Origin of the sequence: Streptomyces sp. T028, assembly GCF_048159505.1 — a bacterium.
Lineage (GTDB): Bacteria > Actinomycetota > Actinomycetes > Streptomycetales > Streptomycetaceae > Streptomyces.
On the sequence record NZ_JBLRVZ010000034.1, the window covers coordinates 47,913 to 71,130 of the forward strand.

Consider the following 23,218-nt stretch of genomic DNA (forward strand, 5'->3'; position numbering starts at 1 on the left):
GGTCAGGGGTGCCAGGTCACCCGGTGTTCGGCGAGATGTGCCAGCACCGCGTGGTTCGCCTCCCAGCCGTCCGGGAACTTCACGAGGGTTCCCAGCTGGACCGGTTCCGTCGACGGGTAGTCGTCCAGGAGGTCGCCCACTCCCGCGCGGCAGACCACGACGCACGCGTGCCGATGGCGGGAGGCGAGGACGCAGAGGCGGCCGGTCTCCAGGTGGAAGGCGGTGGCGTCGGGGCGGCCGGAGAGCGGGTGGAGGATCACCGTGACGTCGAACTCCATGCCCTGGAGCCGGTTCGCGGTGTCCACCGTGACATCCGCCACGCCCAGCTCGGCCAGGGCGGCCCGTACCGCTGCCGCCTGGTCCCGGTGGGCGGTGCCGACGGCGACCCGGCCGGCGGTGAGGGGAGTGGGGTGCGGCGAGCGTTCGGAGGTGGCGGCGCCACCCCGGTCCAGCAGGCGTCGTACGACCGTCGCCACCGCCCGTACCGCCTCGGGGTCCGTGCGGGGCGTGTGCCGTGCGGGCAGCTCCAGCAGGCCCCAGCCCGACTCGGCCGCCTCGTCGATCACCCGGTCGGGACCGGAGCCGTCCGAGGGCACGGCGAAGGAGAGCCGGCGGTCGCCGTGACCGGTGCCGCTGCGGAACGGCGTGTACGGGTAGAAGGCGTCGGAGACGAGCGGTGCCGCGGACGCCGGGAGGCGCCAGGAGACCGGGAGGCGGTGCTGGGGGAGCTCCGGGTTGTGGGCCAGCAGGGTGGTCACGGCGGAGGCCGAGGGGTCGTACGACAGGCCCGCCCACTGCTCGCTTCCCACGATCGCGAACGGGTCCAGCTGCCCCGGGTCGCCCACGAACAGCGCCCGCTCGAACAGCCCGGCCACGGCCAGCAGCCCGTCGGAGCGCATCTGGTACGCCTCGTCCACGATCGCGTGCGGCCACGGCTCGTCGACCTTCACATGAGCCCACTTGGCCGCGGTGGAGATGACGACCGGCAGCCCGGCGAGGTCCGCGACCTTCGCGGACTTCCTCACCTGGTCCAGGCCGTCCAGCGCTTTGTCGTACGGGTCGGTGTCGCTGCTGTGCAGCCGGCCCACCGGCAGCCCGGGGCTCTTCTCGGCGAGCCGCAGCACGAGATCGTCGACCTGCGCGTTGGTCTGCGCCACCACCATCAACGAGCGTCCCGCGTCGGCGAGTTCCAGCGCCGCCCGGACGACGAGCGTCGACTTGCCGGCGCCGGGCGGGGAGTCGACGACCACCCCGCGCGCGGTGCCGTGCAGGGTGTCGCGGAGGATCGCGTCGGTGGCGCGGGTCGCGGCGGTACCGGGGTCGAAGGCGGCCTCGGTGGTCACAGCAGGTCCTCCTGGGTGACGGAGTCGGGGGCTTCGGGAACCTGCTCGCCGGGCGGTCCGCCGTGCGTCCACGGCGTCTCCTCCGGGTCGGGCAGCTTGGCGCCGCCGCGCTGCTCGTGTTCGAAGAGCGTGAAGCAGAGCAGGTCGCCCTTCTCGGGTACCGACCCGGCCTCCGGCTCCTTGCCGCGGCCCATCTTGTCGACGATCCGCAGCACCAGCAGACCGTCCTCCGGCTGCTCCACGAACTCCGCCGCCTGCGGCTTCCCGCCCAGCGACCGGTAGACCTTCGCCCGCCCGAGCTGCGGCCGGTCGTCCGTCCGTACGGTGACCAGCGGGCGCGGACCGGGCCGCCTGCCCTCGCTGTACGCCATGGCGACATCGACGACCTCGCCCGCGAACGCCTCCCCGGCCAGCCGCCGCCCCGCCATCACCAGCGGGTCGTCCAGCGCCTCCTGTGCCTCCAGCCGGGCCTGCTCACGCTCGCGCGTGGCCAGCTTGTTCGCGGCGGTCACCGCGTCGTCGCGGCGCGGCTGCGGGGGTTCCCCGGCGGTGACCCGGTCGCGGTGGCCGGTGAACGACCAGCGGTCGCGCGTCCACCGCTCCTCGCCGTGCGCCCCCTCGGGCAGCTCCCGCAGCAGGTCGAGCCCCTGCCACACCGTCTCCCAGGTGGGCAGGGTCCGGCTCAGCACCAGGTCGCGGATCTCCCGCTCGGCGGCGGCCAGCGCGCCCAGCCGGTCGTCGGCCTCCAGGCCGTCCTCGGCGGCGGCCAGAGCGGTCCGCGCGCGGTCGTAGCGCTCGATGGCCGGGGCGAGCAGCTTGTTGTCGAAGGCGGGGTCGGTGGCCGGACCGGCCGGCGGGCACAGCAGCTGTCCGGCGGCGTCCCGGGCGAGTTCCGCCCGCTCGGCCGCCGCGGCGCCCGTCTCGCCCTCGGGAGGGTCGATCCAGGCGAGCAGCGCGCCCAGGTGCTGGTCCTCCAGGCTGGACTGCCCGGTCGCCCAGTGTCGGCCGAGCACCTCGGTGAGCGCGAGCAGCAGCGACGAACCGGGCACCCGGGCCCGCTCCCCGAAGTGCGTCAGCCACCGGCCGAGCAGCGGCACGCGCGGGGGCGCCGGATGCGGCGACTCCGGGTCCTGCTCCGCCGTACGCCGAAAGCGCATGGAGCGGCCGAGGAGGCGTACGTGGTCGACGCCCGCGCGGCTCGGGACGATCAGCTGGGGCGCGTCGGCGCACAGCTCGACCTCGACCTTGACGCGCTTGCCGGTCTCGGGGTCGGTCTCGCCCCGCTCGGCGGCCTCCACGGCTTCGGCGTAGGAGTCGATGTACGGCAGGACGACGTCGGCGAGTTCGGCGAGGAACGCGAACCTCAGGTCGCGGTCGCGGGGCTGCGGTACGACGAGCAGGCGCGGCGCGTCCCGGTCGGTGCCGACGAGTGCGCCGAGCGGTGCTCCGGCCTCACCGGCGGTGGTCAGCGGCACGAACACCAGCGGGCGGTCGGACAGATGCCGGTGCCGGACGGTGGCGGTGCGCTGGGCGCGGCCCGTGGCGACGGCCTCGAGGCGGGTGAGGGTGGCGATCAGCGACACTTCGCCCCCAACGTCCCCATCTCCCCCAACGTTCCCATCTCCCCCAACGTCCCCATTGCCCCCGTCGCTTCAGCCGCTCCCGTCACTCCCGTCGTCCCCATGGCCGCGAGGGCCTCGGTGCGCAGGTGTGCGGCGCGGCGCAGGGCGGCCACCGCCGGGTCGTCCGGGTCGCCGGACTCGCCGCGCGCGGCGGACAGTACGTCCTCGACGGTGGTGAGGCCGCCCAGTTCGGCGCGGACCGAGCGGCCCAGGGTGGTCACCGCGCCGGCCGCGCGGGAGCGGTCGCGGCAGTGGAACGCCAGCTCGCAGGCGGCCAGGCACTCGGGCGCGTAGGCCGCCGGAACCGCCTCGACGGCCGCCGTGAGCCGCTCGGCGGGTAGCTCGGGGGAGAAGCAGGTGCCCTCGGGGAGGGCGTCGGCGATGTCCTGGATGCGGGTGAGCCGGGCCAGCTGGCGGCTGGTGACCGCGCGCTGCTTGCGGATGTCGACGGCGGAGGCGGTGGGCAGGTTGGAGAAGTCCTTGGGGCAGACCAGGAGGATCCGGTGGCGGACCTTCGGCGCGGGGTCGAGGCGGGCGGCGACCTCCTCCAGGGCCAGCACGTAGACGGCGGCCTGGCGGGCGGCGGCGCCCACTTTCGCCGGGTCGGCCGAACCGTCCAGCATCGGGAAGGACTTGATCTCCACGACCGTCCAGCTGCCGTCCGGGTGCACCACCACCGCGTCCGGCTCCAGGAAGGCGGGGGAGCCGGCGACGTCCAGGGCCAGCATCGGGTGGTCGAGGAACGTCCAGGTGCCGAGGGCCTGTTCGGTGGCCTCGCGCAGCGCCAGCGCGGTCCGCGCGGTGCGGCCCTCGGGGCCGGAGGCGGCGAGGTCGGGGGTGCTCTTGGTGGTGGGCGGTTCGGCGCCCGGGTCCAGCCGTTCCCGCACGAGCCGCAGCAGTTCGGCGCCGCCGTCCGCCTTGACCTTCGCCTCGAACGCGTTGCCGCGCGTGAGGGCGAACTGGGACTGGCCGAAGGCCGACGGGGAGCCCAGGGCCCCCGCCAGCGCCGCCTTGTTCACCCCGGCGCCGTCGAGGATCGCGCGCCGCTTGCAGCCGGGGTTGGCGGCGAGGGCCGCGAGGGCACGGGCGTCCAGCGACTTGGCCGGTACGTCGGGGCCGCGCAGCTCAGCGAGCCGCTGCCGGAGCGCCGTCCCCCGCGTCCGAGGGGGAGGCACCCGGCTCGGGTCCTGGCCCGAACCGTGACTCGCGCTGCCATGGAATTCGCTCACCCGTCGAAGTCTGGCATCCGCCACTGACAATCGGGGCGCCTGTGTCCAGGGAGGCCGTCGAGGCGGCGGCCGCCGCGACCGACGGGGAGGCCGTCGCCTGGGCCGGGATCCGGGCGGGGATCCGGGCGGGAATCCGGGCGGTGAACGACGGGACACGGGCCGCGAACGACGGGACACGGGCGGCGAACGCGGGCCGCAGCCGGTCCATGGTCCGCATCATGAGCGGTGCCAGCAGCAGGCCGATCCCCATGACGGCCGCGCCCGCGACCGCGTCGAGGAAGTAGTGGTTGGCGGTGCCCATGACCACGATCGTCGTCAGCAGCGGGTAGAGCACGGCGGCTGTCCTCGCCGCGCGTGTACGGCCGTGGCGCCACAGCATCACACCGCACCACAGGGACCAGCCGACGTGCAGGCTCGGCATCGCCGCGTACTGGTTGGTCATCCCGCCGAGCCCGCGCGGCGCGCTCGCCTCACCGCCCCACCAGCCCCATGAGCTGTACTGGGCCATCGTGTCCACGAAGCCGTACTCCGCCGACAGCAGGCGGGGCGGGCAGGTGGGCAGCAGTGTGAAACCGATCAGACCTATGAAGGTCGACGTCATCAGCCAGGTGCGGGCCGCCCGGTAGCGCAGGCTTCGGGAGCGGAACAGCCAGACCAGGATCACCGGGGTCACCAGGTAGTGCAGCGACGCGTACCAGAAGTCGGCCGGGACGCCGAGCCAGGCCTCCCGCGTGAACAGCCGGTTCAGCGGGTGCTCCGCGTTGATGTGCAGGACCTTCTCGATGCGCAGGATCGCCAGGCCGTGGTCGACGGCGGTCGTCACGTCCCCGCGCGCGAGCAGCCGGCCCGCCGAGTAGCAGGCGTACACCAGCAGGATCAGCGGCAGTTCCGTCCACCAGCGCAGCCGGATCCGCGGGGCCGCCTCGGTGCCCGGTGCCTCGGTCTGCGGCATCCGATCGCCCTCCCCCTTCATGTCGCTTCATGTCGCTGACGTGTCGCTGCGCCCGTGGTCGCGGGACGTGCCACTTTACGGCGTATGCGCGCGCCCTTTCGGGGTGCCCCCGGCCCTCAAAGACGCCGGGATCGCCCGCCGGGTTGCCCCGTTTCAGGGTGAGCGATGATGGAGGGGTCCCGCCTCCCATTTCCCCCTGAGACGTCCCAGGGTTTCCCCGGAAAGGTCCCCCATGGCACCGCGCATCCTGCTGGCCCGGCACGGACAGACCGAGTGGTCGCTGTCCGGCAAGCACACCGGCAGGACCGACGTACCGCTCCTGGAGGAGGGCCGCCGGGGCGCCAAACTGCTCGGCGAACGGCTGCACCGGGCGCCGTTCGACGGGCTCCGGGACGTCGAGATACGCACCAGCCCACTGGCACGCGCGCGTGAGACGTGTGAACTCGCCGGTTTCGGCGAGCGGGCGGCCCACTGGGACACCCTCATGGAGTGGGACTACGGCGCGTACGAGGGCATGACCCCCGCCGACATCCAGACGGTCCGGCCCGGCTGGCTGATCTGGCGCGACGGTGTCCCCGAGGGGGAGTCCCTCGCCGAGGTCACCGCCCGCGCGGACGAGGTCGTCGCCTGGGCACGCTCGGCGGACCGCGACGTCCTGGTCTTCGCCCACGGCCACATCCTCCGCTCCATCGGCGCCCGCTGGCTCGACCTCCCCCTGAACTTCGCGGCCCGCATCCGCCTGAACCCGACATCGCTGTCGGTACTGGGCTGGGCATACGGCGAACCGGCAATAGAAACCTGGAACGACCTGGGCCACCTAGTTCCGTAGCTGCGGGCAATCGTGCCTCCCCCAGTGCCTTAAGGGCCTGGGAGGTGCCCCCAGGCGGCACGGGTGGGCGCAGCGGCACCCCACAGGCGTGGGCAAGCGAAACCCACCCCCCGCCCCGCCCCGACACCGGTCGCCGATCTCACACGCCCCGCGGCGCGGAAGCGTGCCGGTCCAGAAACTCCCGCACCCCCCCGACCCGCCGATGCGGCAGCAACACCCGCGCGGTCCCCGCCAACATCCCCTGGATCCGCGAAGACTGCACCTGACCCAGCAGATCCAGCACCCGCATCCCCGCCACCGCCGCCTCGTCGGGCCGCCCGCCCCGCGCCAGATCGTCGGCCAGCTCGGCCGTGTACAGCGCGATGTTGCGCGTGAAGTGCGGATCCTGCAGTTCCGCCGCCCGCCGCGCGTGCCGGGACGCCCGGGTCCAGTCGCCCAGCGTGGACCAGCACTGCGCCTCGAGCCCGGCCAGCTCGGCCTCGCCGTAGAACGTCATCCACTCGGGGTCGGCGTCCGAGGGGCCCTGTTCGTGGAGGGCGTGGGCACGGGCGAGGGCCTGTTCGCAGCCGGCCCGGTCGGCGAGCCCGGCCCAGCCGCCCGCCTCACGCAGCGCGAGGAGGGACATCAGCCGAGGTGACCCGAGAGGGCGCGCGGCGCGCTGGGCGGCCTGCGCGGCGCGCACGGCCTCGCGGGGGCGCCCGGCGTCGCGCGCGAGGAACGCCGTGTTGCAGAAGGCGTGCGCCTCCAGTGCCTGGTCGCCGGTCATGCGCGAGGTGGCGAGGGCCTCCGCGTAGTGCGAGCGTGCGTCGTCGAAGCGGCCCGAGTCGTGTGCCAGCCAGCCAACGGAGATCGCGAGTTCACCGGCGCCGGAGTGCAGCCGGTCGGCGGTCGCCTGCCGGGTGGTGCCGGCGTCCAGCAGCGCGTAGGCGGCGCGCAGGGGTGCGGCCGCGCGACGGTAGAGGCCGTCGGCGCCGTGCCGGTCGTCCAGCACACGGATCCTGCGGACCGCTTCTTCGAGGGCGCCCGCCTCGCTCGCCCCGACGCGGCGCACGGGGCGCTCCGCTGCCGATGCGGGCCTGGCGAGCCCCAGGGGGCCCAGCGAGGCGGCGGCCACGGTGGCGCCTCCGCCGGTCATGAATGCGCGACGCAGCACGTCGCTCTCCTCGTGGTTGTGGTGCGTGTCGTACGGGTCCTGCGTGTCATACGGCTCACGCGCCCCGCGTGTCTCACCCGCCTCCCGCGTCTCACTGGTGGTGAGCGCCGGGCGCGTGGTGTGCGCGAGGGGCGCGTCCCCGGCGGTGCGCGCTCCGCGTCCGCGTACGGACGCCCGGGGCGCGAACCCCAGGTCGGTGAGCGTCCGGCCGGGGAACATGTGCAGGAAGACCCGCTCGTACGCGTAGTTGGGGCAGCGGATCTCCCCTGCCTCGACCCGTCCGATGTAGCGCGCGTCGCAGCTGACCCGCTCGCCGATCTCGCGTGCGGCCCGCCGTACCAGTGCGGCGAACTCGGCCGGCGAGCGTTGTCCACGCAGCTGCCGGAAGGCGAGGTTGGGCCGTGGTGGCCGGTCGGGCCGGGGTGGGGTCACCGTTGACGACGCCATGGCCGGGTCCTCTCATGCGAACCGTCGAACCATGCCGGGATCGGGATGATTTGGCCGTTTTCCAGCGGTGATCACCCTGATGTCCAGCGAGCAAGAACGTACCTGTTGTGATTGGGCCGCCACGCTGTGTTTGGCTACAAACCGGATATCTCATCCAAGATCTGCCATGAACTGCCATCCTTTGCGGCGGACTTCCGCCGTAGCCGTTGACGCGATGCCGCGTTGAGTGCTGTGGACCACAAGAGCGGGCTGTGCGGTGGAGGCCGGGATGGAGACCAGCCGGAGCAACGATCCTTGTACGCCGTCGTCGGCGGGCGTGCCCGCGGGTGCGGCGTGCGACCTGGTGACGGTGCCGACCCGGCAGGGTCTGGAGGCGGTCGACATCCTGCGCCGGGGTGCGGCGGAGGCGGTGGGGCCCGTGCTGCACGACGACGGCGACGACACCCTCGCCTTCCTGGTGCCGCCCGGAACCGCCGCCGCCTGGGACCTGCCGGGAAGCATCTGCACGGAGACCGACGGGCGGGGCCTCAGAGTCGACCCCGAGCCCCCGGTGGAGGGTTCCGACTGGCTGGTGCCGCCCGGCGAGGCGGACCTCGCGACCGATCCGGCGGTCCTGCGGCGGGCCCTGGGCGAGGCGGCCCGCACGATCGAGGCGGCGGACAGCTGCCGCTGAGCCGCCCCGACGGCCGCCGACCCCACCTGCCGGTGAGGCCATGCGCTGCTGAGGCCGCCCGACAGGTGTGTGAGTCGACCCCGCCGCCTGCGAAGATGCCTGCATGGCGAAGTCCAGGAACACGCGGCGTGAGCGCGGCGCCGACACGGCGGCCGTCGTCGAGGCCGTCGACGGGGGGCTCGCACAGCTCCTGCCCGACCGGGACCGGGCACGGGCCTGGACACTGCTCATCGACGGGGCGCCGCAGTCGCACGTCGATCTCGACGACCCCGCGTATCTCTCCTTCGAGTACCAGCGCCGCCTCGGCCATGTCATCGACCTCACCGCGCCGCCCGGCCGCCCGCTGCACGTCGTGCACCTCGGCGGCGGCGCGTTCACGCTCGCCCGGTACGTGGCAGCCACCCGCCCCCGCTCCACCCAGCAGGTCGTCGAACGCGACGCCGCCCTCGTCCGGCTGGTGCGCCGGGAACTTCCCCTGGACCCGGGGGCGAGGATCAGGGTCAGGTCCCTGGACGCGCGGGAGGGGCTCGGCAAGGTGCCGGACGGCTGGGCCGACCTCGTCCTCGCCGACGTCTTCAGCGGCGCCCGCACCCCCGCCCACCTCACCTCGACCGAGTTCCTGGACGAGGTCCGCCGGGTGCTGAAGCCGGGCGGTCTCTACGCCGCCAACATCGCCGACGGCCCCCCGCTGGCCCATCTGCGCGGCCAGATCGCGACGGCCGCCGCCCGCTTCGCCGAGCTCGCGCTGGTCGCCGACCCGCCGGTGCTCCGGGGGAAACGGTTCGGCAATGCCGTGCTCCTGGCCGGCGACGTCCCCCTGCCGATCGCCGAACTGACCCGCCGGGCCGCGTCCGACCCGCATCCGGCGCGCGTCGAGCACGGCCGCCCGCTCCTCGACTTCACCGGCGGCGCGCTCCCGGTGACGGACGAGGCGGCGGTCGCCTCCCCGGCCCCACCGCCCTCGGTGTTCCGCTAGGGCACATGGTGGGTTTTGTTGGTTTGCGCCCTCAGAACGTCTGTACGTCGACCCGCGGCGGCCCGTCGTGCCAGGTGCAGAACACCGACACCCGGTCCGCGCCCGAGGCGAAGTCCACCCGGATCCAGGACTCCGTCTTCCACACCTGCACCGACCAGTCGGCGGCCGGGGTGGCGGACACGAGGGTCGCGTAGGTCTCGGCGAGGTCGAGGACGACCCGTCCGCCCTCGGTGTCGTAGCTCTTGACCGTCCCGGAGGGGGCGCTCGTCGAGGCGGCCGGGGTGGTGGGCGTGCTGCTCGGGGTCGCGGACGCCGAGGCGGCCGTCGGGGAAGAGGGAGAGGAAGAGGAGGAGGAAGAGGAGGAGGAAGAGGAGGAGGAAGAGGACGGGGTGGGCGAGTCCGACTGGCCGGTGCTCGGGGAGGGCGGGGGGTCGGACTTCCGGGCGGCGGAGGTCGCCTCGCTCACCGTCAGGGGCAGGGCGCGCGGAGGGTCGTAGGCGGTGCCCGCCATCACCGTGTGGACGCCCCACCACGACAGCGTGACCGCCGCGCCCGTGGCGAGCGTCCAGGCCAGTACGTGTAGGAGTCCGCTCCGCATAGCGGGCCATCTTGCCGCACCATTCGCACTGGTGTCGCACGGACGGGCCACCGGTTGTCCACAGAACGCGAGTTGTCCACAGGCCCCGGCCGGGTCCGCGGGCATGGCGTACGGTGCGGCGCATGGCAAGTGTGCTCGTGGTCGAGGACGACCAGTTCGTACGCTCGGCGCTCATCCGGCAGTTGACCGACGCCTCGCACCTCGTGCGCAGCGTCGGGACCGCGCTGGAGGCGCTGCGCGAGGTCGCCCATTTCCGCTTCGACGTGGTGATCCTGGACCTCGGACTGCCCGATCTGGACGGCTCCGAGGCCCTGAAGATGCTGCGCGGCATCACGGACGTGCCGGTCATCATCGCCACCGCGCGCGACGACGAGACGGAGATCGTCCGGCTGCTGAACGCGGGCGCGGACGACTACCTGACCAAGCCGTTCTCGGTGGAGCACCTGTCGGCGCGGATGGCGGCGGTCCTGCGCCGGGCCCGCTCCGGCGCCGGGGAGCCGCCGCCCTCCAGTGTGCTGCGCGTGGGCGGCCTGAGCGTCGATCCGCTGCGCCGCCAGGCGGAGTTGGACGGCGTACGTCTCGACCTCACCCGCCGCGAGTTCGACCTGCTGGCCTTCCTGGCCGGTCGGCCCGGTGTCGTCGTCCCGCGCCGGGAGCTGCTTGCCGAGGTGTGGCAGCAGTCCTACGGCGACGACCAGACGATCGACGTCCATCTGTCCTGGCTGCGGCGGAAGTTGGGGGAGACGGCGGCCAGCCCGCGTTATCTGCACACGTTGCGGGGTGTCGGAGTGAAGCTCGAACCACCGGGGGAAGCGGGGCCAGTGCGATGAGGTGGGCACTGGTCAGGGTCTGTCTGGCGGTCACCACGATGGTCGTGGTCGCCTTCGCCGTCCCCCTCGGTCTCGTCGTCCGGGAGATGGCCCGCGACCGCGCGTTCTCCAACGCAGAGCGGGAGGCCGCGGTGGTGGTCCCCGCCCTGTCCATCACGACCGACCGGGAGGAACTGGAGCGGGTGGTCGCCTCGGCCGGCTCGGACGACGGGATGGCCGTGCACATACCGGCGGGCGACGGCCGCACCGCCGTGGACCTCGGCCGGCAGCGGGCCGCCGCCGCGGACATCGCCGCCGTACGGAAGCTGGGCCGTGCCTCGACCGCAGAGGTGCCGGGCGGCTCGGTGCTCCTGCAACCGGTCGCCCTCGGCCTCGGGACCGTTGTCGTCGAGGTGTACGTCCCCGAGTCCGAGGTCACCAACGGCGTCGGCACGGCGTGGGCGGTGCTGGCCGGGGTCGGCATCGCGCTGGTCCTCGGTTCGGTCGCGGTCGCCGACCGGCTCGGCGTACGGATGGTGCAGCCGGCCCGACGGCTGGTGGAGGGCGCGCACGAACTGGGGGAGGGGAAGCTGGGGGCGAGGGTCCCGGAGGAGGGGCCGGACGAACTGCGGCGGGCGGCGGTGGCGTTCAACTCGATGGCCGACCAGGTGGTGCAACTCCTGGCGAACGAACGCGAGTTGGCGGCAGACCTGTCCCACCGCCTGCGCACCCCGCTGACCGTGCTCCGGCTGAACGCGGCCTCCCTCGGCGACACCCCGGCCGCAGAGCAGACCCGTACGGCGGTGGCCCAGCTGGAGCGCGAGGTCGACACGATCATCCGTACGGCCCGGGAGGCCAAGCCGCAGACGACGGCGCCCGGCGCGGGGGCGGGCTGCGACGCGGCGGAGGTGGTCCGGGAGCGGATGGCGTTCTGGTCGGCGCTCGCCGAGGACGAGGGCCGCAAGGTCCGCACCGCCGGGGTGGACCGTCCGGTCCGCATACCCGTGGCTCGCGCCGACCTGGCCGCCGCCCTCGACGCCCTCCTCGGCAACGTCTTCCGGCACACCCCGGAGGGCACCGCCTTCGCGGTCGACGTCCACAACAGCGAGGACGCGGTGATCGTCCTGGTCTCGGACGCGGGCCCCGGCATCCCCGACCCCGAGACGGCGATGGCCCGCGGCCGCGGATCCGGCACCACCGGCTCCACCGGCCTGGGCCTGGACATAGTCCGCCGCCTCGCCGAGTCCACCGGCGGCGACGTCCGCATCGGCCGCTCGGTCCTGGGCGGCACGGAGATCCGCATCTGGCTCCAACTGGACGGCCGCGAGCCGGTGCGCAGGGGGCACCGGGGAGCCGTACGGAAGCGAGGACGGGCGGCGGCCAGATGACGCCCGGGCCGGAGTCCCGGGCGCCCGACCTGCTGTGGGACGACGTCAAGTGGTGCTTCGAGCCTGACGGTTCGCTGCCGGACGTCGTCGTGCCCGGTACTTCGGTGGCGGACTGGCAGGCGGTCCTGGATCTCGTCGTCGCGAGCGGCTGGACGTACGAGTACGCCGAGGGGGACACGGTGCTGCCGCTTCCGCGAGCGGAGACCGTGCACGCCCGTCCCGCGGACGCCGAGTGCCCTGTGTTGCAGGTGCGGCCGGTCCACGGCCTCCTGGCGATCTTCCGGTTCTACTCCGATGAGGAGATCGACTTCGACGTCGATCCGCGGGAACTCCAGGGGCAGGACCGGCTCGACGTGTTCTGCGCGTTCCTCCGGTCGGTCGGGAGGCGGCTGGGGAAGCAGGTGCTGATGTATCCGGAGGGCGGTCGGGGGAAGTGCCCTCCGCTGGTCGGATTCGATGTCGAGGCCGACAGGGTCGTCCTGTTCGACGAGCGCTCCAGCCACCCCTGAATTGGTCTCGACCTTTAACCGGCTCCCAGGCCCGGCTCAAGCACACCCCAAGATCCTCAACCCCTGCCCCTGTCAAGCACTTTGCCCGGGTCGACGGGGTACACCGCGCAGTACGTCGTCACCACCAACACCCTCGCGTTCGTGACCGACGGCGGTGGCTGTACGCCGAAGTGGGGCGGGGTGACCGACCTCGCGAGCGACGGGGTGGCGGCCCAGATCGGGGCGCTCAGGGCGAAGGGCGGTGTCGTCCGGGTCTCCTTCGGCGGGGCGAGCGGCTCCGAGCCGGCCACGACCTGCTCCTCGGCGGACGCGCCGGCGGCGGCGTACGGGAAGGTCGTGGACGCGTACCGGCTCGCCAAGGTCGACTTCGACGTGGAGGGCGGGGCGCTGCCGAACGCTGCGGCGAACAGCCGGCGTGCGCAGGCGATCGCGAAGCTCCAGCGGCAGCACCCGGGACTCGACGTCTCCTTCACCCTCCCGGTGATGCCGGAGGGCCTGACGCAGGACGGCGTGACTTTGCTCTCGGATGCCAAGGCAAATGGTGTGAAAGTCGACACTGTGAATGTCATGGCGATGGACTACGGTCCGGCGTGCAGCGGTGACATGGGCACCTGCGCCGAGCAGGTGGCCACCGCTACTCAGGCACAGGTCAAGAGCGTGTTCGGGCTGAGCGGCAGTGCGGCGTGGAAGGTGGTCGCGGTCACCCCCGTGATCGGGGTGAACGGCGTCGCGTCGGAGGTCTTCAAGGTCGAGGACGCCACCCAGCTCGTCGCCTTCGCGAAGTCGAAGGGGCTCGCGTGGCTGTCGATGTGGTCGGCGACGCGGGACAAGCAGTGCCCGGGCGGGGCCAAGGGGCGGGCGGACGCGACCTGCAGCTCGATCGTCCAGGGCGACGTGGCGTTCTCGAAGGCCTTCGCCACCCTCGAATGATCATGAAAGCGATCAAGGAGGCGTCAAGAAGGTGATCAAGGTGTGTCGATTACGTTTCGACAAATGAAGCCGACGGCTCTTGACGCATGACCGGACATACGGCTGTTATTGCGCCACCCCGTGTTCGGTCAAGTTGATTTCTGGTCGATTAAGACCGGAAGTTTTCAGCCAGACCTTCATGGCCGAACCTTGCTGTCAGGAGCCGATTCATGCACGACCTCTCTCCCTCCGGCCGCCTCCACCTCCCCTCCCCGAGCCGTCGCACCCTGCTGCGCGGCATGGGCGGCGCGGCCGTCCTCGGTGCCGGCATACCGCTGCTGTCCGCGTGTGGCGGCAGCGGCACCTCCTCCGACCCGAAGACCGTCAGCCTCGGCTCCAACGCGTCCGACGCGGTCCCGAAGAAGGCCTTCGCCGAGATCTACGCGGCCTTCAAGAAGCAGTCCGGGATCGCGGTCGACGTGAACACCAAGGACCACAACACGTTCCAGGAGCAGATCAACTCCTACCTCCAGGGCACCCCGGACGACGTGTTCAACTGGTTCGCCGGCTACCGCATGCAGTTCTTCGCGGCCAAGGGTCTGACCACGGCCATCGACGACGTGTGGGCGAAGATCGGGGACAACTTCCCCGACGCGATGAAGAAGCTCAGCAAGGGCGCGGACGGCAAGTACTACTTCGTGCCGCTGTACACCTACCCCTGGGCGCTGTTCTACCGGAAGAGCGTCTTCGAGCAGCACGGCTACACCGTCCCCACCACCTGGGACGAGCTGGTCGCCCTGTGCAAGCAGATGAAGAAGGACGGGCTCGTCCCGATCGCCTTCGGCGACAAGGACGCCTGGCCGGCGATGGGCACCTTCGACCAGATCAACTTCCGGCTCAACGGCTACGACTTCCACGTCGAGCTGATGGCGGGCAAGGCCTCCTGGACCGACGCCAAGGTCAAGGCCGCCTTCGACCACTGGGCCGAGCTGCTGCCGTACCACCAGGAGGGCTCCCTCGGCCGTACCTGGCAGGACGCCGCCCAGACGCTGGTGTCGAAGAAGGCCGGCATGTACCTCCTCGGCTCCTTCGTCGCCCAGCAGTTCACCAACGCGGCCGACCTGGAGGACCTCGACTTCTTCGCCTTCCCGGAGATCAACTCCGAGTTCGGCCAGGACACCGTCGAGGCCCCGACCGACGGCTTCATGGTCTCCAAGGCCCCGAAGAACAAGGAGGGCGTCGCCAAGCTGCTGGAGTTCCTCGGCACCCCCGAGGCCGAGCAGATCTACCTCAAGGCCGACTCCAGCGTCGTCGCCGCCTCCAGCAAGGCCGACACCTCCTCGTACACCGCCCTGCAGAAGAAGGCGTACGAAATGATCTCGGGTGCCAAGAGCCTGACGCAGTTCATGGACCGCGACAGCCGCCCCGACTTCACCTCCACGGTGATGCAGCCCGCGCTGCAGAAGTTCGTCCGCGACCCCAAGGGGATCGACAGCCTGCTCACGTCGATCGAGCGCCAGAAGAAGACCATCTTCGCGGCCGGCTGAGAGCGCGACGCCCGACACACATGAGCACCGACACCACCACGAAGTCCCCGCAGGCGGCCACCCGGCCGCCTCGGGGCGCGTCCTCGAACAAGCGGGTTCCGCAGGGCCACCGCCGCCTGCTGACCCGCCGCGACCGGCTCACGCTCGGCCTGATGGCCGGCGTGCCGACGATCCTGCACGTGATCCTCGTCTGGGTCACGGCCCTCGCCTCCATCGCCCTCGCCTTCACCACCTGGGACGGCATCGGCTTCGACGCCATCAAGTGGGTGGGGCTGGACAACTTCAAGGAGCTGTTCACCAACAACCCGCAGTTCTGGCCCGCCGTCCAGCACAACGTGATCTGGTTCGTCGTGCTGATCCTGATCCCGACCCCGCTCGGGCTCTTCCTCGCGGTCCAGCTGGACAAGAAGATCCGCTTCAGCCGCGTCTACCAGACCGCCTACTTCCTGCCGGTCGTGGTCTCGCTGGCGGTCACCGGGTTCGTCTGGCAGCTCGTCTACAACCCCGACACCGGCCTGATCAACAGCATCATCGGGGCCAACAAGCCGGGCCACTACATCGACTGGATCGGCGACCCCAACCTCAACCTGTGGGCGATCCTGGTCGCCGCCTGCTGGCGGCACACCGGCTACATGATGATCCTCTACCTGGCCGGTCTGAAGGGCGTCGACCCGTCCCTGCGCGAGGCCTCCTCGCTGGACGGCGCCAACGAGTGGCAGACGTTCAAGAACGTCATCTTCCCGACCCTGCGCCCGACCAACACGGTCGTCCTGGTCGTCACGATCATCGAGGCCCTGCGCGCCTTCGACCTCGTGTTCGTCTTCAACAAGGGAGCCCAGGGCACGGAGCTCCTCTCCATCCTGGTCACCAACAACATCATCGGCGAGTCCAGCCGCATCGGATACGGCTCCGCGATCGCCGTCGTCCTGCTGGTGATCTCCCTCGCCGTGATCATCCCGTATCTGATCTCGACCTTCCGGAAGGAGCGGAGCGCATGAGCACCCCCACCCTGCCCCTGAAGCAGCGCACCCCCGTCCGCCCCGCCCGGATCCTGCTGCACACGTTCCTCGTCGTCACGGCCCTGGCCTGGCTCGCGCCCCTCCTCTGGGCCCTGTTCGCGGCCCTGCGCCCGTACTCCGAGACGAGTGAGAAGGGCTATGTGTCCTGGCCCGACAAGCTGAGCCTGGACAACTTCACGAACGCGTTCGAGCAGTCGGACATGATGCACTACTTCGGGAACACGCTGCTCATCGCGGTCCCGGCGGTGCTGCTGACCCTGTTCCTGTCGTCGTGCGTGGCGTTCTACGTCAGCCGCTTCGACTTCCGGGTCAACCTGTTCCTGCTCCTGGTGTTCACCGCGGGCAACCTCCTCCCACAGCAGGTGATCATCACCCCGCTGTACCGCCTGTACCTGCTCGTCGACCTGCCCGGCATCACGATGAGCGGCAAGCTCTACGACTCCGCACTCGGCCTGGTCCTGATCCACGTGGCCTTCCAGTCCGGCTTCTGCGCCTTCGTGCTGAGCAACTACATGCGCTCCCTGCCGCACGAGCTGACCGAGGCCGCCCTGGTCGACGGCGCGTCCGTGTGGCGCCTGTACTGGCAGATCGTGCTGCCCCTGTGCAAGCCCGCGATGGCCGCCCTCGCCACGCTCCTCTCCATCTGGATCTACAACGATTTCTTCTGGGCGATCGTCCTGATCTCCACCGGCGAGAACATGCCGATCACCTCGGCCCTGAACAACCTCTCCGGTCAGTACTTCACCGACCCCAACCTGGTCGCCGCCGGCGCCCTGCTCACCGCGATCCCCACCCTGATCGTGTACTTCGCGCTGCAGCGGCAGTTCGTGAGCGGTCTGACCCTGGGCGCCAACAAGGGCTGACGGCCCCCACGTAACGCAACACGTGAAAGAGACCCCCGTGCACCACCCCTTCACCCCGGTGGCCTCCGTCCCCGTGGACCCGCGGCGCGCCCGTGTCCACGAGGAGGGCTGGCAGTCCTGGAGCCCGAGCGGCGCCTACGCCCTCGACGCCCGCCCGCACCGCCCGACGAACGACAACTGGGCGACCGTCTGCTACCGCCCCGGAGTCGCCGTCCCCGCGGGGGTCTTCCAGGGCGAGGGCCTCCTCGCCCTCGACCCCGGCGACGGCTCACCCGTACATCTGTGGGCCGCGCCGGACCCGGTCCGCGAGGTGCCGTCCATCCGCCTCACCCCGGCCGGACCGGTGGCGGAGATCAGCGCCACCGGCCCGGTGAAGGAGTACACGGGTACGGACATCCAGTCCGTCCTGGCCGAGTGGGCCTTTGGCCTCGGCGTCCCGGCGCCCCGCCCGGCGCCCACCGTCTGGTGCTCCTGGTACGAGTACTTCACCGAGGTCACCGAGGACGACATCCACGAGAACCTCCGTGCGATGGACACCCTCGACCTGCCCATCGACGTCGTCCAGATCGACGACGGCTACCAGAAGGCGCTCGGCGACTGGCTGACCCTCTCCGGGCGCTTCCGCTCCCGCCGCGGGATCGCGGAGGCCATCCGCGCCCGGGGCCGCCGCGCAGGCATCTGGACCGCGCCCTTCCTCGTCGACCCCGGCAGCGAACTCGCCGCCGAGCACCCCGACTGGCTGGTCCGCACGGCCGACGGCGGCCTCGCGCACGCGGGCCACAACTGGGGCCACGACCTGTACGCCCTCGACACCACCCACCCCGGGGCGGCGGCGTACCTGACGGAGGTCTTCCGCACCCTGCGCGCCGAGGGCTACGACTACTTCAAGGCCGACTTCCTGTACGCGGGCGCGCTGGACGGCGTACGGCACGCCCCCGTGGACCCGCTGACGGCGTACCGCGGCGGTATCGCGCTGATCCGCGAGGCGATCGGCCCCGACTCCTACCTCCTGGGCTGCGGCGCGCCGATCCTGCCGTCGATCGGCCTGTTCGACGCGATGCGGGTCGGCCCGGACACGGCTCCGCACCGCGCCCCCGAGGCCGGTGACTTCAGCCAGCCCGGCCAGGACCCGGCCGAGTTCACCGGCGCCGCCCGGCAGTGGCAGCACGGCCGGCTCTGGATCAACGACCCCGACTGCCTCATGGCCCGCCCGGCGGTCGAGACCCGGGAGCAGTGGGCGGCACACGTGGAGGCGACGGGCGGCCTGATGGCCTCCAGCGACCGCCTTCTGTCCCTGGACCTCTGGGGCGTGGACACCACGCGCCGCCTGCTGTCGGGAGACGAGTGATGGAACGAGAACTGAAGGTCCCCGGGATCGCCTACGGCGGCGACTACAACCCCGAGCAGTGGCCCGAGGAGGTCTGGGCCGAGGACGTACGCCTCATGGCCGAGGCCGGGGTGAACATGGTCAGCGTCAACATATTCTCCTGGGCGCTGCTGGAGCCGTCCGAGGGCGAGTACGACTTCTCGCGCCTCGACCGCGTCCTCGACCTGCTGTACACCCACGGCATCGCCGCCGACCTCGCCACCCCGACGGCGGCTCCGCCGGCCTGGTTCTTCAGGGCCCACCCCGAGGCGCTGCCGGTGGACCGCGACGGGCGCGGACTGTGGTACGGCAGCCGTCAGACGTTCTGCCCGTCGAGCCCCGCCTACCGCGAGGCCGCCCTGCGGATCGCGCGGGCGCTGGGGGAGCGGTACGCCGAGCACCCGGCGGTCGTCATGTGGCACGTCCACAACGAGTACGGCTGCCACAACGCGGAGTGCTTCTGCGACACGAGCGCGCACGCTTTCCGCCGCTGGCTGCGGGAGAAGTACGCCGACGACCTCGCGGCGCTGAACGACGCCTGGGGCACCACCTTCTGGAGCCAGTGGTACTACGACTGGGACGAGATCATCCCGCCCCGGGCGACGGGCGCGGTCCCCAACCCGGCCCACCGGCTGGACTGGCGCCGCTTCTGCAGCGACGAGCTGCTGTCGCTGTGCAAGGCGGAGCGCGAGGTGCTGGCCGGGGCCGCTCCGGCGACCCCCGCCACCACCAACTTCATGGTGATGTACAACTTCGACGCGCTGGACTACTGGCGCTGGGCGCCGGAGCTGGACATCGTCTCCAACGACCACTACCTGCGCTCGACCGACCCCGAGTCGGAGATCGACATCGCGATGAGCGGGGACCTGGTCCGTTCCCTGGCAGGCGGCCGTCCCTGGCTGCTGATGGAGCACTCGACGGGCGCGGTGAACTGGCAGCCCGTCAACCGGGCCAAGGAACCGGGTGAGTTGCGCCGCAACGCGCTCGCGCATGTGGCGCGCGGCGCCGACGGCATCGCCTACTTCCAGTGGCGGGCGGCGAAGGCGGGCGCCGAGCAGTGGCACTCGGCGATGCTGCCGCACGCGGGCACGGACAGCGTGATCTGGCGGGACGTGGTGGCGCTCGGCGCGGACCTGAAGGCGCTGGCCGAGGTGCGCGGCAGCACCGGCACCGCCGAGACGGCGATCGTCTGGGACTGGGACGCCAAGTGGGCGCTGGAACTGCCCTCGCAGCCCAGCGAGGCGGTCCGCTTCCTGGACCTCGTCCGCTCCTGGTACGAGCCGCTGTGGCGGACGGGCGTCGCCGTGGACTTCGTACGCCCGGACGCGGACCTGTCGGCGTACCGCCTGGTCCTGGCCCCCAGCCTGTACCTCGTGGACGACGCGGGCGCCGCGAACCTCACCGGTTTCGCCGAGCGCGGCGGCACGCTGGTGGTCGGCTTCCACAGCGGGGCCGTGGACCAGAACTGCCATGTGAGGCTGGGCGGTTACCCGGGTGCGTTCCGGGAGGCGCTCGGCGTCCGTACGGACGAGCTGTTCCCGCTGCTGCCGGGGCAGACGGTCCCTCTGGACACCGGCGGCACGGGCGCGCTGTGGTCGGAGCGGGTACGGCCGGGCGGCGCGCAGGTCGTGTCCTCCTACACCGAAGGCCCCCTGACCGGCGTCCCGGCGATCACCCGCCACGGCTACGGCACCGGCACGGCCTGGTACGTGGCGACCCTGCCCGACGCCGAGACCCTGGCCGCGCTGTTGCACCGGGTCCGCGAGGAGTCGGACGTACGGCCGGTGCTGGACGCGGTCCTGCCGCCGGGGGTGGAGGCGGTCCGGCGCCGGGGCGCCGACGCCGACTACCTCTTCCTGATCGACCACGCGGGCGCGGGGGCGGAGATCGCCGTCGCTTCGGAAGCGGTGGAACTCCTCGGCGGTAAGCCGGTGCTGGGCGGATCGGTGTCCGTGCCTCCGGGCGGGGTGGCGGTCGTACGGGAGCCGCGCACGGCGTAGGCCCGGTGAACGAGGCCCCCTTGTCGTCGACTTGGGGGCCTCCCTACGCTGCTCTTCCCGCCTGTGTCACCCGTCGGCGAGGGGAGCTGCGTTGGCGACGAGACCGTCCGACGAGGAGATCCTGCAGGCTGTCGAACGGCAGCTGGCGGACCGGTGCGGGATCACCACCCGGCTCGCCGATCCCGGCGCGGCGTCCCTGACGTGGGAGTCGGTCCTGGAGTGCGAGATCCACCGCTCGATCGAGGAGCGCGAGGAGGGCACCCGCAAGGCGAAGGGGCCGCTGAGCAGGAACAGGCGGATCGCCGAGCGCGCGACCTATACGGACCTCTACGCGTACCCCGTGGAGCCGCCCGCCGATCCCTCGCAGCGCCAGGTCGTCCATCTGGTCCGGGAGGGCACTCTCGACGAGGTGCCGTGCGAGGACTGCGAGGGAGGCAGGAAGGACTGCGACACGTGCGCGGGGCGGGGCAGGGTCGACTGCCCGGACTGGATCGTGTGCGAGGTCTGCCGTGGCGGCCCGGACACCTGCTGGGAGTGCGACGGCACCGGCACGCCGCGTACGAGCCGGGCGCGCAAGGGCACCCGTCCCCGCCGGGAGGGCACACGCGAGCGGGCCGCCGAGTGCAAGCGGTGCCATGCCGCGGACGTGGCCTGCCCGAAGTGCTCCGGCGACTGGCGGTGGGAATGTTCGACCTGCCACGGGAAGGGGTACCGGCGCTGCGAGAAGTGCAACGGCGACAAGCGCGTCCGGCACGAGGCGTGCGATGCCACGGGCCGCCTCACCGTCTGGACCGGCGCCACGATCACCCACGAGCCCCACCATGACGCCCTGCCCGTCAAGCGCTACCCCGGCAGGCTGAAGACCGGCGACTGGTGCAGGGCGACCCTCACGAGCCCCCACGAGGACCTCCCGGACTTCCTGGAGGACATCCACGCCAAACGGCTCGCGCTCCTCCTGGAAACACGGGACCACGAGGTCCGCCGCCACGTCAGCGTCCGTCTGCTCCCCCTCGCCAAGGTCGAGACCCCCGCCGACCCGGACCACGTCTACTACGCCTTTCCCCTCCTCTCCGGCGGCATCGAGGTCATCGACCGCTTCAGCCGCCAACGCAAGACCGCGCTGCTGTGGGCGGCCGCGGCGGTCGTCGCCCTCGCGATCACGATCACGCTCACCGTTCTGCGCTGACCCAGTCGACGAGCTGGACGATGACCCCGTTGGGGTCGGTGACCTGAAAGGCGCGCTCGCCCCACGGCTCCTCGGTCAGCGGCAGATGATCGAGGTGGACCTCACCGTCGCGCTGCCCGACTGACCGGTGCCCGTGCCCGGGACGTTGTCTTCGCGTATCTGGGCCTCAACGGGTGAGGGCGCCGGACTTCAGAGCAAGCAGGAGTTCCGTGAGGGCACGGGGGACGACGACAGCGATCTCGTGCGGGCGGTCGCTTTCGCGGAGGTGGAGATGGGAGGGGGCGGACCCGGCCAGCTCGATGCGGTTGCCTTCGCCGCCTGAGCTGAACGAAGACTTCTGCCAGGTGAGTTGGGGCTTGCGTTCCTCTCACAAGGTGTACATCACATGCTCGACGAGGCTCAGTGAATCCCGGGACTCGTGCGACTCCGGTGCCGACTCCGGGTCGACCGGGGGCAGCGCCAGTTCTGAGAGTCGCTCGAACATTTTGGCGTACTCGTCGAGCTGTTTTCCATCCCGTAGGAAGAGCGACTGGGTCGGATGCTCCAGGTAGACCGTGTCCAGCTCGGGGGCCGGGGCACCGTAGATGACGAACGACTGGGTGTGGGCGGCGTAGTTTCCGGCCTCGAACGGGAAGACCTGTACGGTCACATGTGGCATCCGGGACACCTCGATCAGCCGCAGGAGTTGACTGCGCATGACAGCCGGTCCGCCCACGCGTGTGTGGAGCGCCGTCTCATGGATGACCGCGTGATACATCAGCGGGGATCCGCCTGCCGGCACGCGTTGTCTCGCCAGACGGAACTGAGCGTAACGGGAAGCCCGGTGGGTATCCGCTTCGGTGGTCGCGAGGACAGCACGGGCGTACTCCTCGGTCTGCAACATTCCCGGGATGAGCATCGGCTCATGCGTCCGTAGCACGGTTGAACGGGATTCGAGCTCGGCAAGATCCCGAGCCGCCGGACCGATCGTGTCGCTGTACTCGCCCCACCAGCCCCTTCCGCTCTCGATGTGACCGATCCGGGTGCGTTCGGCCTCGATCACCTCGGCCGCGACATCCCCCGGGCAACCTCCCCGCCATCACCGACCCCGACGAGGCGGCCCGGGACCTGCCCCTCGCCGTCCTCGCCGCACTCACTCACGCCAAAGATCCGGCCCTGCCTGTGATACTGGAGGCACTGGCGACGGCGCTGACCAGTGCCCGTGGCCAGACGGCTGAGGACTGGGCCGAGCACACCGAGATCGGTCTGGGTGACACCGGGACTCGTCAACTCTGGAGGCAACTGATGAACCTGCCGCCCGCCAGCCGCTTCCCCGGCAGCGGAACCCTCATCGAGGAGACCCGTCTCAGGGGCCGTGCCGAAGGGCGTGCCGAAGGGCGTGCCGAAGGGCGTGCCGAGGACATCCTCCGCATCCTCGGCCTACGTGGTGTTGAGGTCCCCGAAGATGCCCGGGAGCGCATCATTTCCACCTCCGACCTGGACACCCTGAGTGCCTGGCTGGAACGGGCGCTCACCGTGACCAGTTCCGAGGAACTGTTCGTGGAGCTGTGACCCGCGGCGGCATCGACATCGACGAGGACATGTCGGCCGAAGCCGCCATGGCCTTCGGCACCAAGACCACCGAGACCAAGAAGGACGCCAGGAAGGACACCGTCAACGCCGCGCTCAAGGAGGGCGTTGAACGCAAGAAGCGCGCCCGTGCCATGGCCCGGCTCGCGGCGCGGGCTGACGCGGGTGACTTCGACGTGTTGCTGGAGAAGACGACGTACCGTCGATGAGCATGGCTGAAACACCGGGGCG

The 23,218-nt window shown here is 71.5% G+C and carries 21 protein-coding genes and 3 pseudogenes; 15 read left to right on the top strand and 9 right to left on the bottom strand.

Going from position 1 to position 23,218, the window contains the following annotated elements:
• Nucleotides 1–2: 2 nt before the first annotated feature.
• The 4 genes from ACLZN2_RS31395 to ACLZN2_RS31410 are packed head-to-tail and all read right to left on the bottom strand — an operon-like array spanning nucleotide 3 to nucleotide 5,146.
• Nucleotides 3–1,343 carry an AAA domain-containing protein gene (locus ACLZN2_RS31395; protein WP_416982779.1) on the bottom strand — a complete coding sequence of 447 codons (1,341 nt, stop codon included), beginning with the start codon at nucleotides 1,341–1,343 and terminating at the stop codon, nucleotides 3–5.
• Entirely contained in the window at nucleotides 1,340–2,926 is a 1,587-nt protein-coding gene (locus ACLZN2_RS31400; protein WP_416982780.1) for a hypothetical protein, read from the bottom strand. The genes ACLZN2_RS31395 and ACLZN2_RS31400 overlap by 4 nt, the downstream gene beginning before the upstream one ends.
• Nucleotides 2,917–4,140, bottom strand: a complete 1,224-nt coding sequence (locus ACLZN2_RS31405) for a hypothetical protein (protein ID WP_416982781.1) — start codon at nucleotides 4,138–4,140, stop codon at nucleotides 2,917–2,919. Before ACLZN2_RS31405 ends, ACLZN2_RS31400 begins: the two co-directional genes overlap by 10 nt.
• Nucleotides 4,091–5,146, bottom strand: a complete 1,056-nt coding sequence (locus ACLZN2_RS31410) for a phosphatase PAP2 family protein (protein WP_416982782.1) — start codon at nucleotides 5,144–5,146, stop codon at nucleotides 4,091–4,093. The genes ACLZN2_RS31405 and ACLZN2_RS31410 overlap by 50 nt, the downstream gene beginning before the upstream one ends.
• A 232-nt stretch (nucleotides 5,147–5,378) precedes the next feature.
• Here ACLZN2_RS31410 and ACLZN2_RS31415 point away from each other — a divergent pair, with 232 nt between their 5' ends.
• Nucleotides 5,379–5,975, top strand: coding sequence for a histidine phosphatase family protein (locus ACLZN2_RS31415; protein ID WP_416982783.1), 597 nt, complete (start codon nucleotides 5,379–5,381; stop codon nucleotides 5,973–5,975).
• Between the two features lie 139 nt (nucleotides 5,976–6,114).
• On the opposite strand, the gene ACLZN2_RS31420 is transcribed toward ACLZN2_RS31415, so the two are convergent.
• Entirely contained in the window at nucleotides 6,115–7,575 is a 1,461-nt protein-coding gene (locus ACLZN2_RS31420; RefSeq protein WP_416982784.1) for a hypothetical protein, read from the bottom strand.
• A gap of 268 nt (nucleotides 7,576–7,843) precedes the next feature.
• On the opposite strand from ACLZN2_RS31420, the gene ACLZN2_RS31425 reads away from it, so the two are divergent.
• Together ACLZN2_RS31425 and ACLZN2_RS31430 are read left to right on the top strand one after the other, a co-directional pair.
• Nucleotides 7,844–8,248, top strand: a complete 405-nt coding sequence (locus ACLZN2_RS31425) for a hypothetical protein (protein ID WP_416982785.1) — start codon at nucleotides 7,844–7,846, stop codon at nucleotides 8,246–8,248.
• Between the two features lie 103 nt (nucleotides 8,249–8,351).
• A complete protein-coding gene (locus tag ACLZN2_RS31430) occupies nucleotides 8,352–9,224 on the top strand; it encodes a spermidine synthase (protein WP_416982786.1) in 873 nt (290 codons plus the stop codon).
• 31 nt (nucleotides 9,225–9,255) lie between these two features.
• Here the strand turns inward: ACLZN2_RS31430 and ACLZN2_RS31435 are convergent, their stop codons facing one another.
• Nucleotides 9,256–9,822, bottom strand: coding sequence for a hypothetical protein (locus tag ACLZN2_RS31435; protein ID WP_416982787.1), 567 nt, complete (start codon nucleotides 9,820–9,822; stop codon nucleotides 9,256–9,258).
• Between the two features lie 122 nt (nucleotides 9,823–9,944).
• Between ACLZN2_RS31435 and ACLZN2_RS31440 the strand changes: the two genes are divergently transcribed.
• From ACLZN2_RS31440 to ACLZN2_RS31485, 10 genes and pseudogenes are all read left to right on the top strand, one after another.
• On the top strand, nucleotides 9,945–10,652 hold the full coding sequence (locus ACLZN2_RS31440) for a response regulator transcription factor (protein ID WP_416982788.1): 708 nt from the start codon (nucleotides 9,945–9,947) through the stop codon (nucleotides 10,650–10,652).
• Complete coding sequence (locus ACLZN2_RS31445; RefSeq protein ID WP_416982789.1) at nucleotides 10,649–12,019, top strand: HAMP domain-containing sensor histidine kinase; 1,371 nt, start codon at nucleotides 10,649–10,651, stop codon at nucleotides 12,017–12,019. Before ACLZN2_RS31440 ends, ACLZN2_RS31445 begins: the two co-directional genes overlap by 4 nt.
• Entirely contained in the window at nucleotides 12,016–12,528 is a 513-nt protein-coding gene (locus tag ACLZN2_RS31450; RefSeq protein ID WP_416982790.1) for a hypothetical protein, read from the top strand. Before ACLZN2_RS31445 ends, ACLZN2_RS31450 begins: the two co-directional genes overlap by 4 nt.
• Before the next feature lie 126 nt (nucleotides 12,529–12,654).
• Nucleotides 12,655–13,458, top strand: a pseudogene (locus ACLZN2_RS31455) (chitinase); the annotation flags it as partial.
• 209 nt (nucleotides 13,459–13,667) lie between these two features.
• Nucleotides 13,668–14,984: an ABC transporter substrate-binding protein gene (locus ACLZN2_RS31460; RefSeq protein WP_416982791.1), complete on the top strand. Its 1,317-nt coding sequence runs from the start codon at nucleotides 13,668–13,670 to the stop codon at nucleotides 14,982–14,984.
• A 20-nt stretch (nucleotides 14,985–15,004) separates the two neighbouring features.
• A complete protein-coding gene (locus tag ACLZN2_RS31465) occupies nucleotides 15,005–15,982 on the top strand; it encodes a carbohydrate ABC transporter permease (protein WP_416982792.1) in 978 nt (325 codons plus the stop codon).
• Nucleotides 15,979–16,866, top strand: coding sequence for a carbohydrate ABC transporter permease (locus ACLZN2_RS31470; RefSeq protein ID WP_416982793.1), 888 nt, complete (start codon nucleotides 15,979–15,981; stop codon nucleotides 16,864–16,866). The genes ACLZN2_RS31465 and ACLZN2_RS31470 overlap by 4 nt, the downstream gene beginning before the upstream one ends.
• Before the next feature lie 37 nt (nucleotides 16,867–16,903).
• Complete coding sequence (locus ACLZN2_RS31475; RefSeq protein WP_416982866.1) at nucleotides 16,904–18,214, top strand: glycoside hydrolase family 36 protein; 1,311 nt, start codon at nucleotides 16,904–16,906, stop codon at nucleotides 18,212–18,214.
• Entirely contained in the window at nucleotides 18,214–20,232 is a 2,019-nt protein-coding gene (locus ACLZN2_RS31480; RefSeq protein ID WP_416982794.1) for a beta-galactosidase, read from the top strand. Before ACLZN2_RS31475 ends, ACLZN2_RS31480 begins: the two co-directional genes overlap by 1 nt.
• Nucleotides 20,233–20,323: 91 nt before the next feature.
• Nucleotides 20,324–21,418, top strand: a complete 1,095-nt coding sequence (locus ACLZN2_RS31485; protein ID WP_416982795.1) for a hypothetical protein — start codon at nucleotides 20,324–20,326, stop codon at nucleotides 21,416–21,418.
• Here ACLZN2_RS31485 and ACLZN2_RS31490 read toward each other — a convergent pair.
• From ACLZN2_RS31490 to ACLZN2_RS31500, 3 genes and pseudogenes are all read right to left on the bottom strand, one after another.
• Nucleotides 21,402–21,503, bottom strand: a pseudogene (locus ACLZN2_RS31490) (glyoxalase); the annotation flags it as partial. The gene ACLZN2_RS31485 and the pseudogene ACLZN2_RS31490 overlap by 17 nt on opposite strands.
• Before the next feature lie 81 nt (nucleotides 21,504–21,584).
• A pseudogene (locus tag ACLZN2_RS31495) lies at nucleotides 21,585–21,755 on the bottom strand (DUF397 domain-containing protein); the annotation flags it as partial.
• Nucleotides 21,756–21,785: 30 nt separating this feature from the next.
• Complete coding sequence (locus ACLZN2_RS31500; protein WP_416982796.1) at nucleotides 21,786–22,460, bottom strand: DUF5753 domain-containing protein; 675 nt, start codon at nucleotides 22,458–22,460, stop codon at nucleotides 21,786–21,788.
• Between the two features lie 242 nt (nucleotides 22,461–22,702).
• On the opposite strand from ACLZN2_RS31500, the gene ACLZN2_RS31505 reads away from it, so the two are divergent.
• On the top strand, nucleotides 22,703–22,969 hold the full coding sequence (locus tag ACLZN2_RS31505; RefSeq protein ID WP_416982797.1) for a hypothetical protein: 267 nt from the start codon (nucleotides 22,703–22,705) through the stop codon (nucleotides 22,967–22,969).
• On the top strand, nucleotides 22,966–23,196 hold the full coding sequence (locus ACLZN2_RS31510; protein WP_416982798.1) for a DUF2191 domain-containing protein: 231 nt from the start codon (nucleotides 22,966–22,968) through the stop codon (nucleotides 23,194–23,196). The genes ACLZN2_RS31505 and ACLZN2_RS31510 overlap by 4 nt, the downstream gene beginning before the upstream one ends.
• Nucleotides 23,197–23,218: the final 22 nt, after the last annotated feature.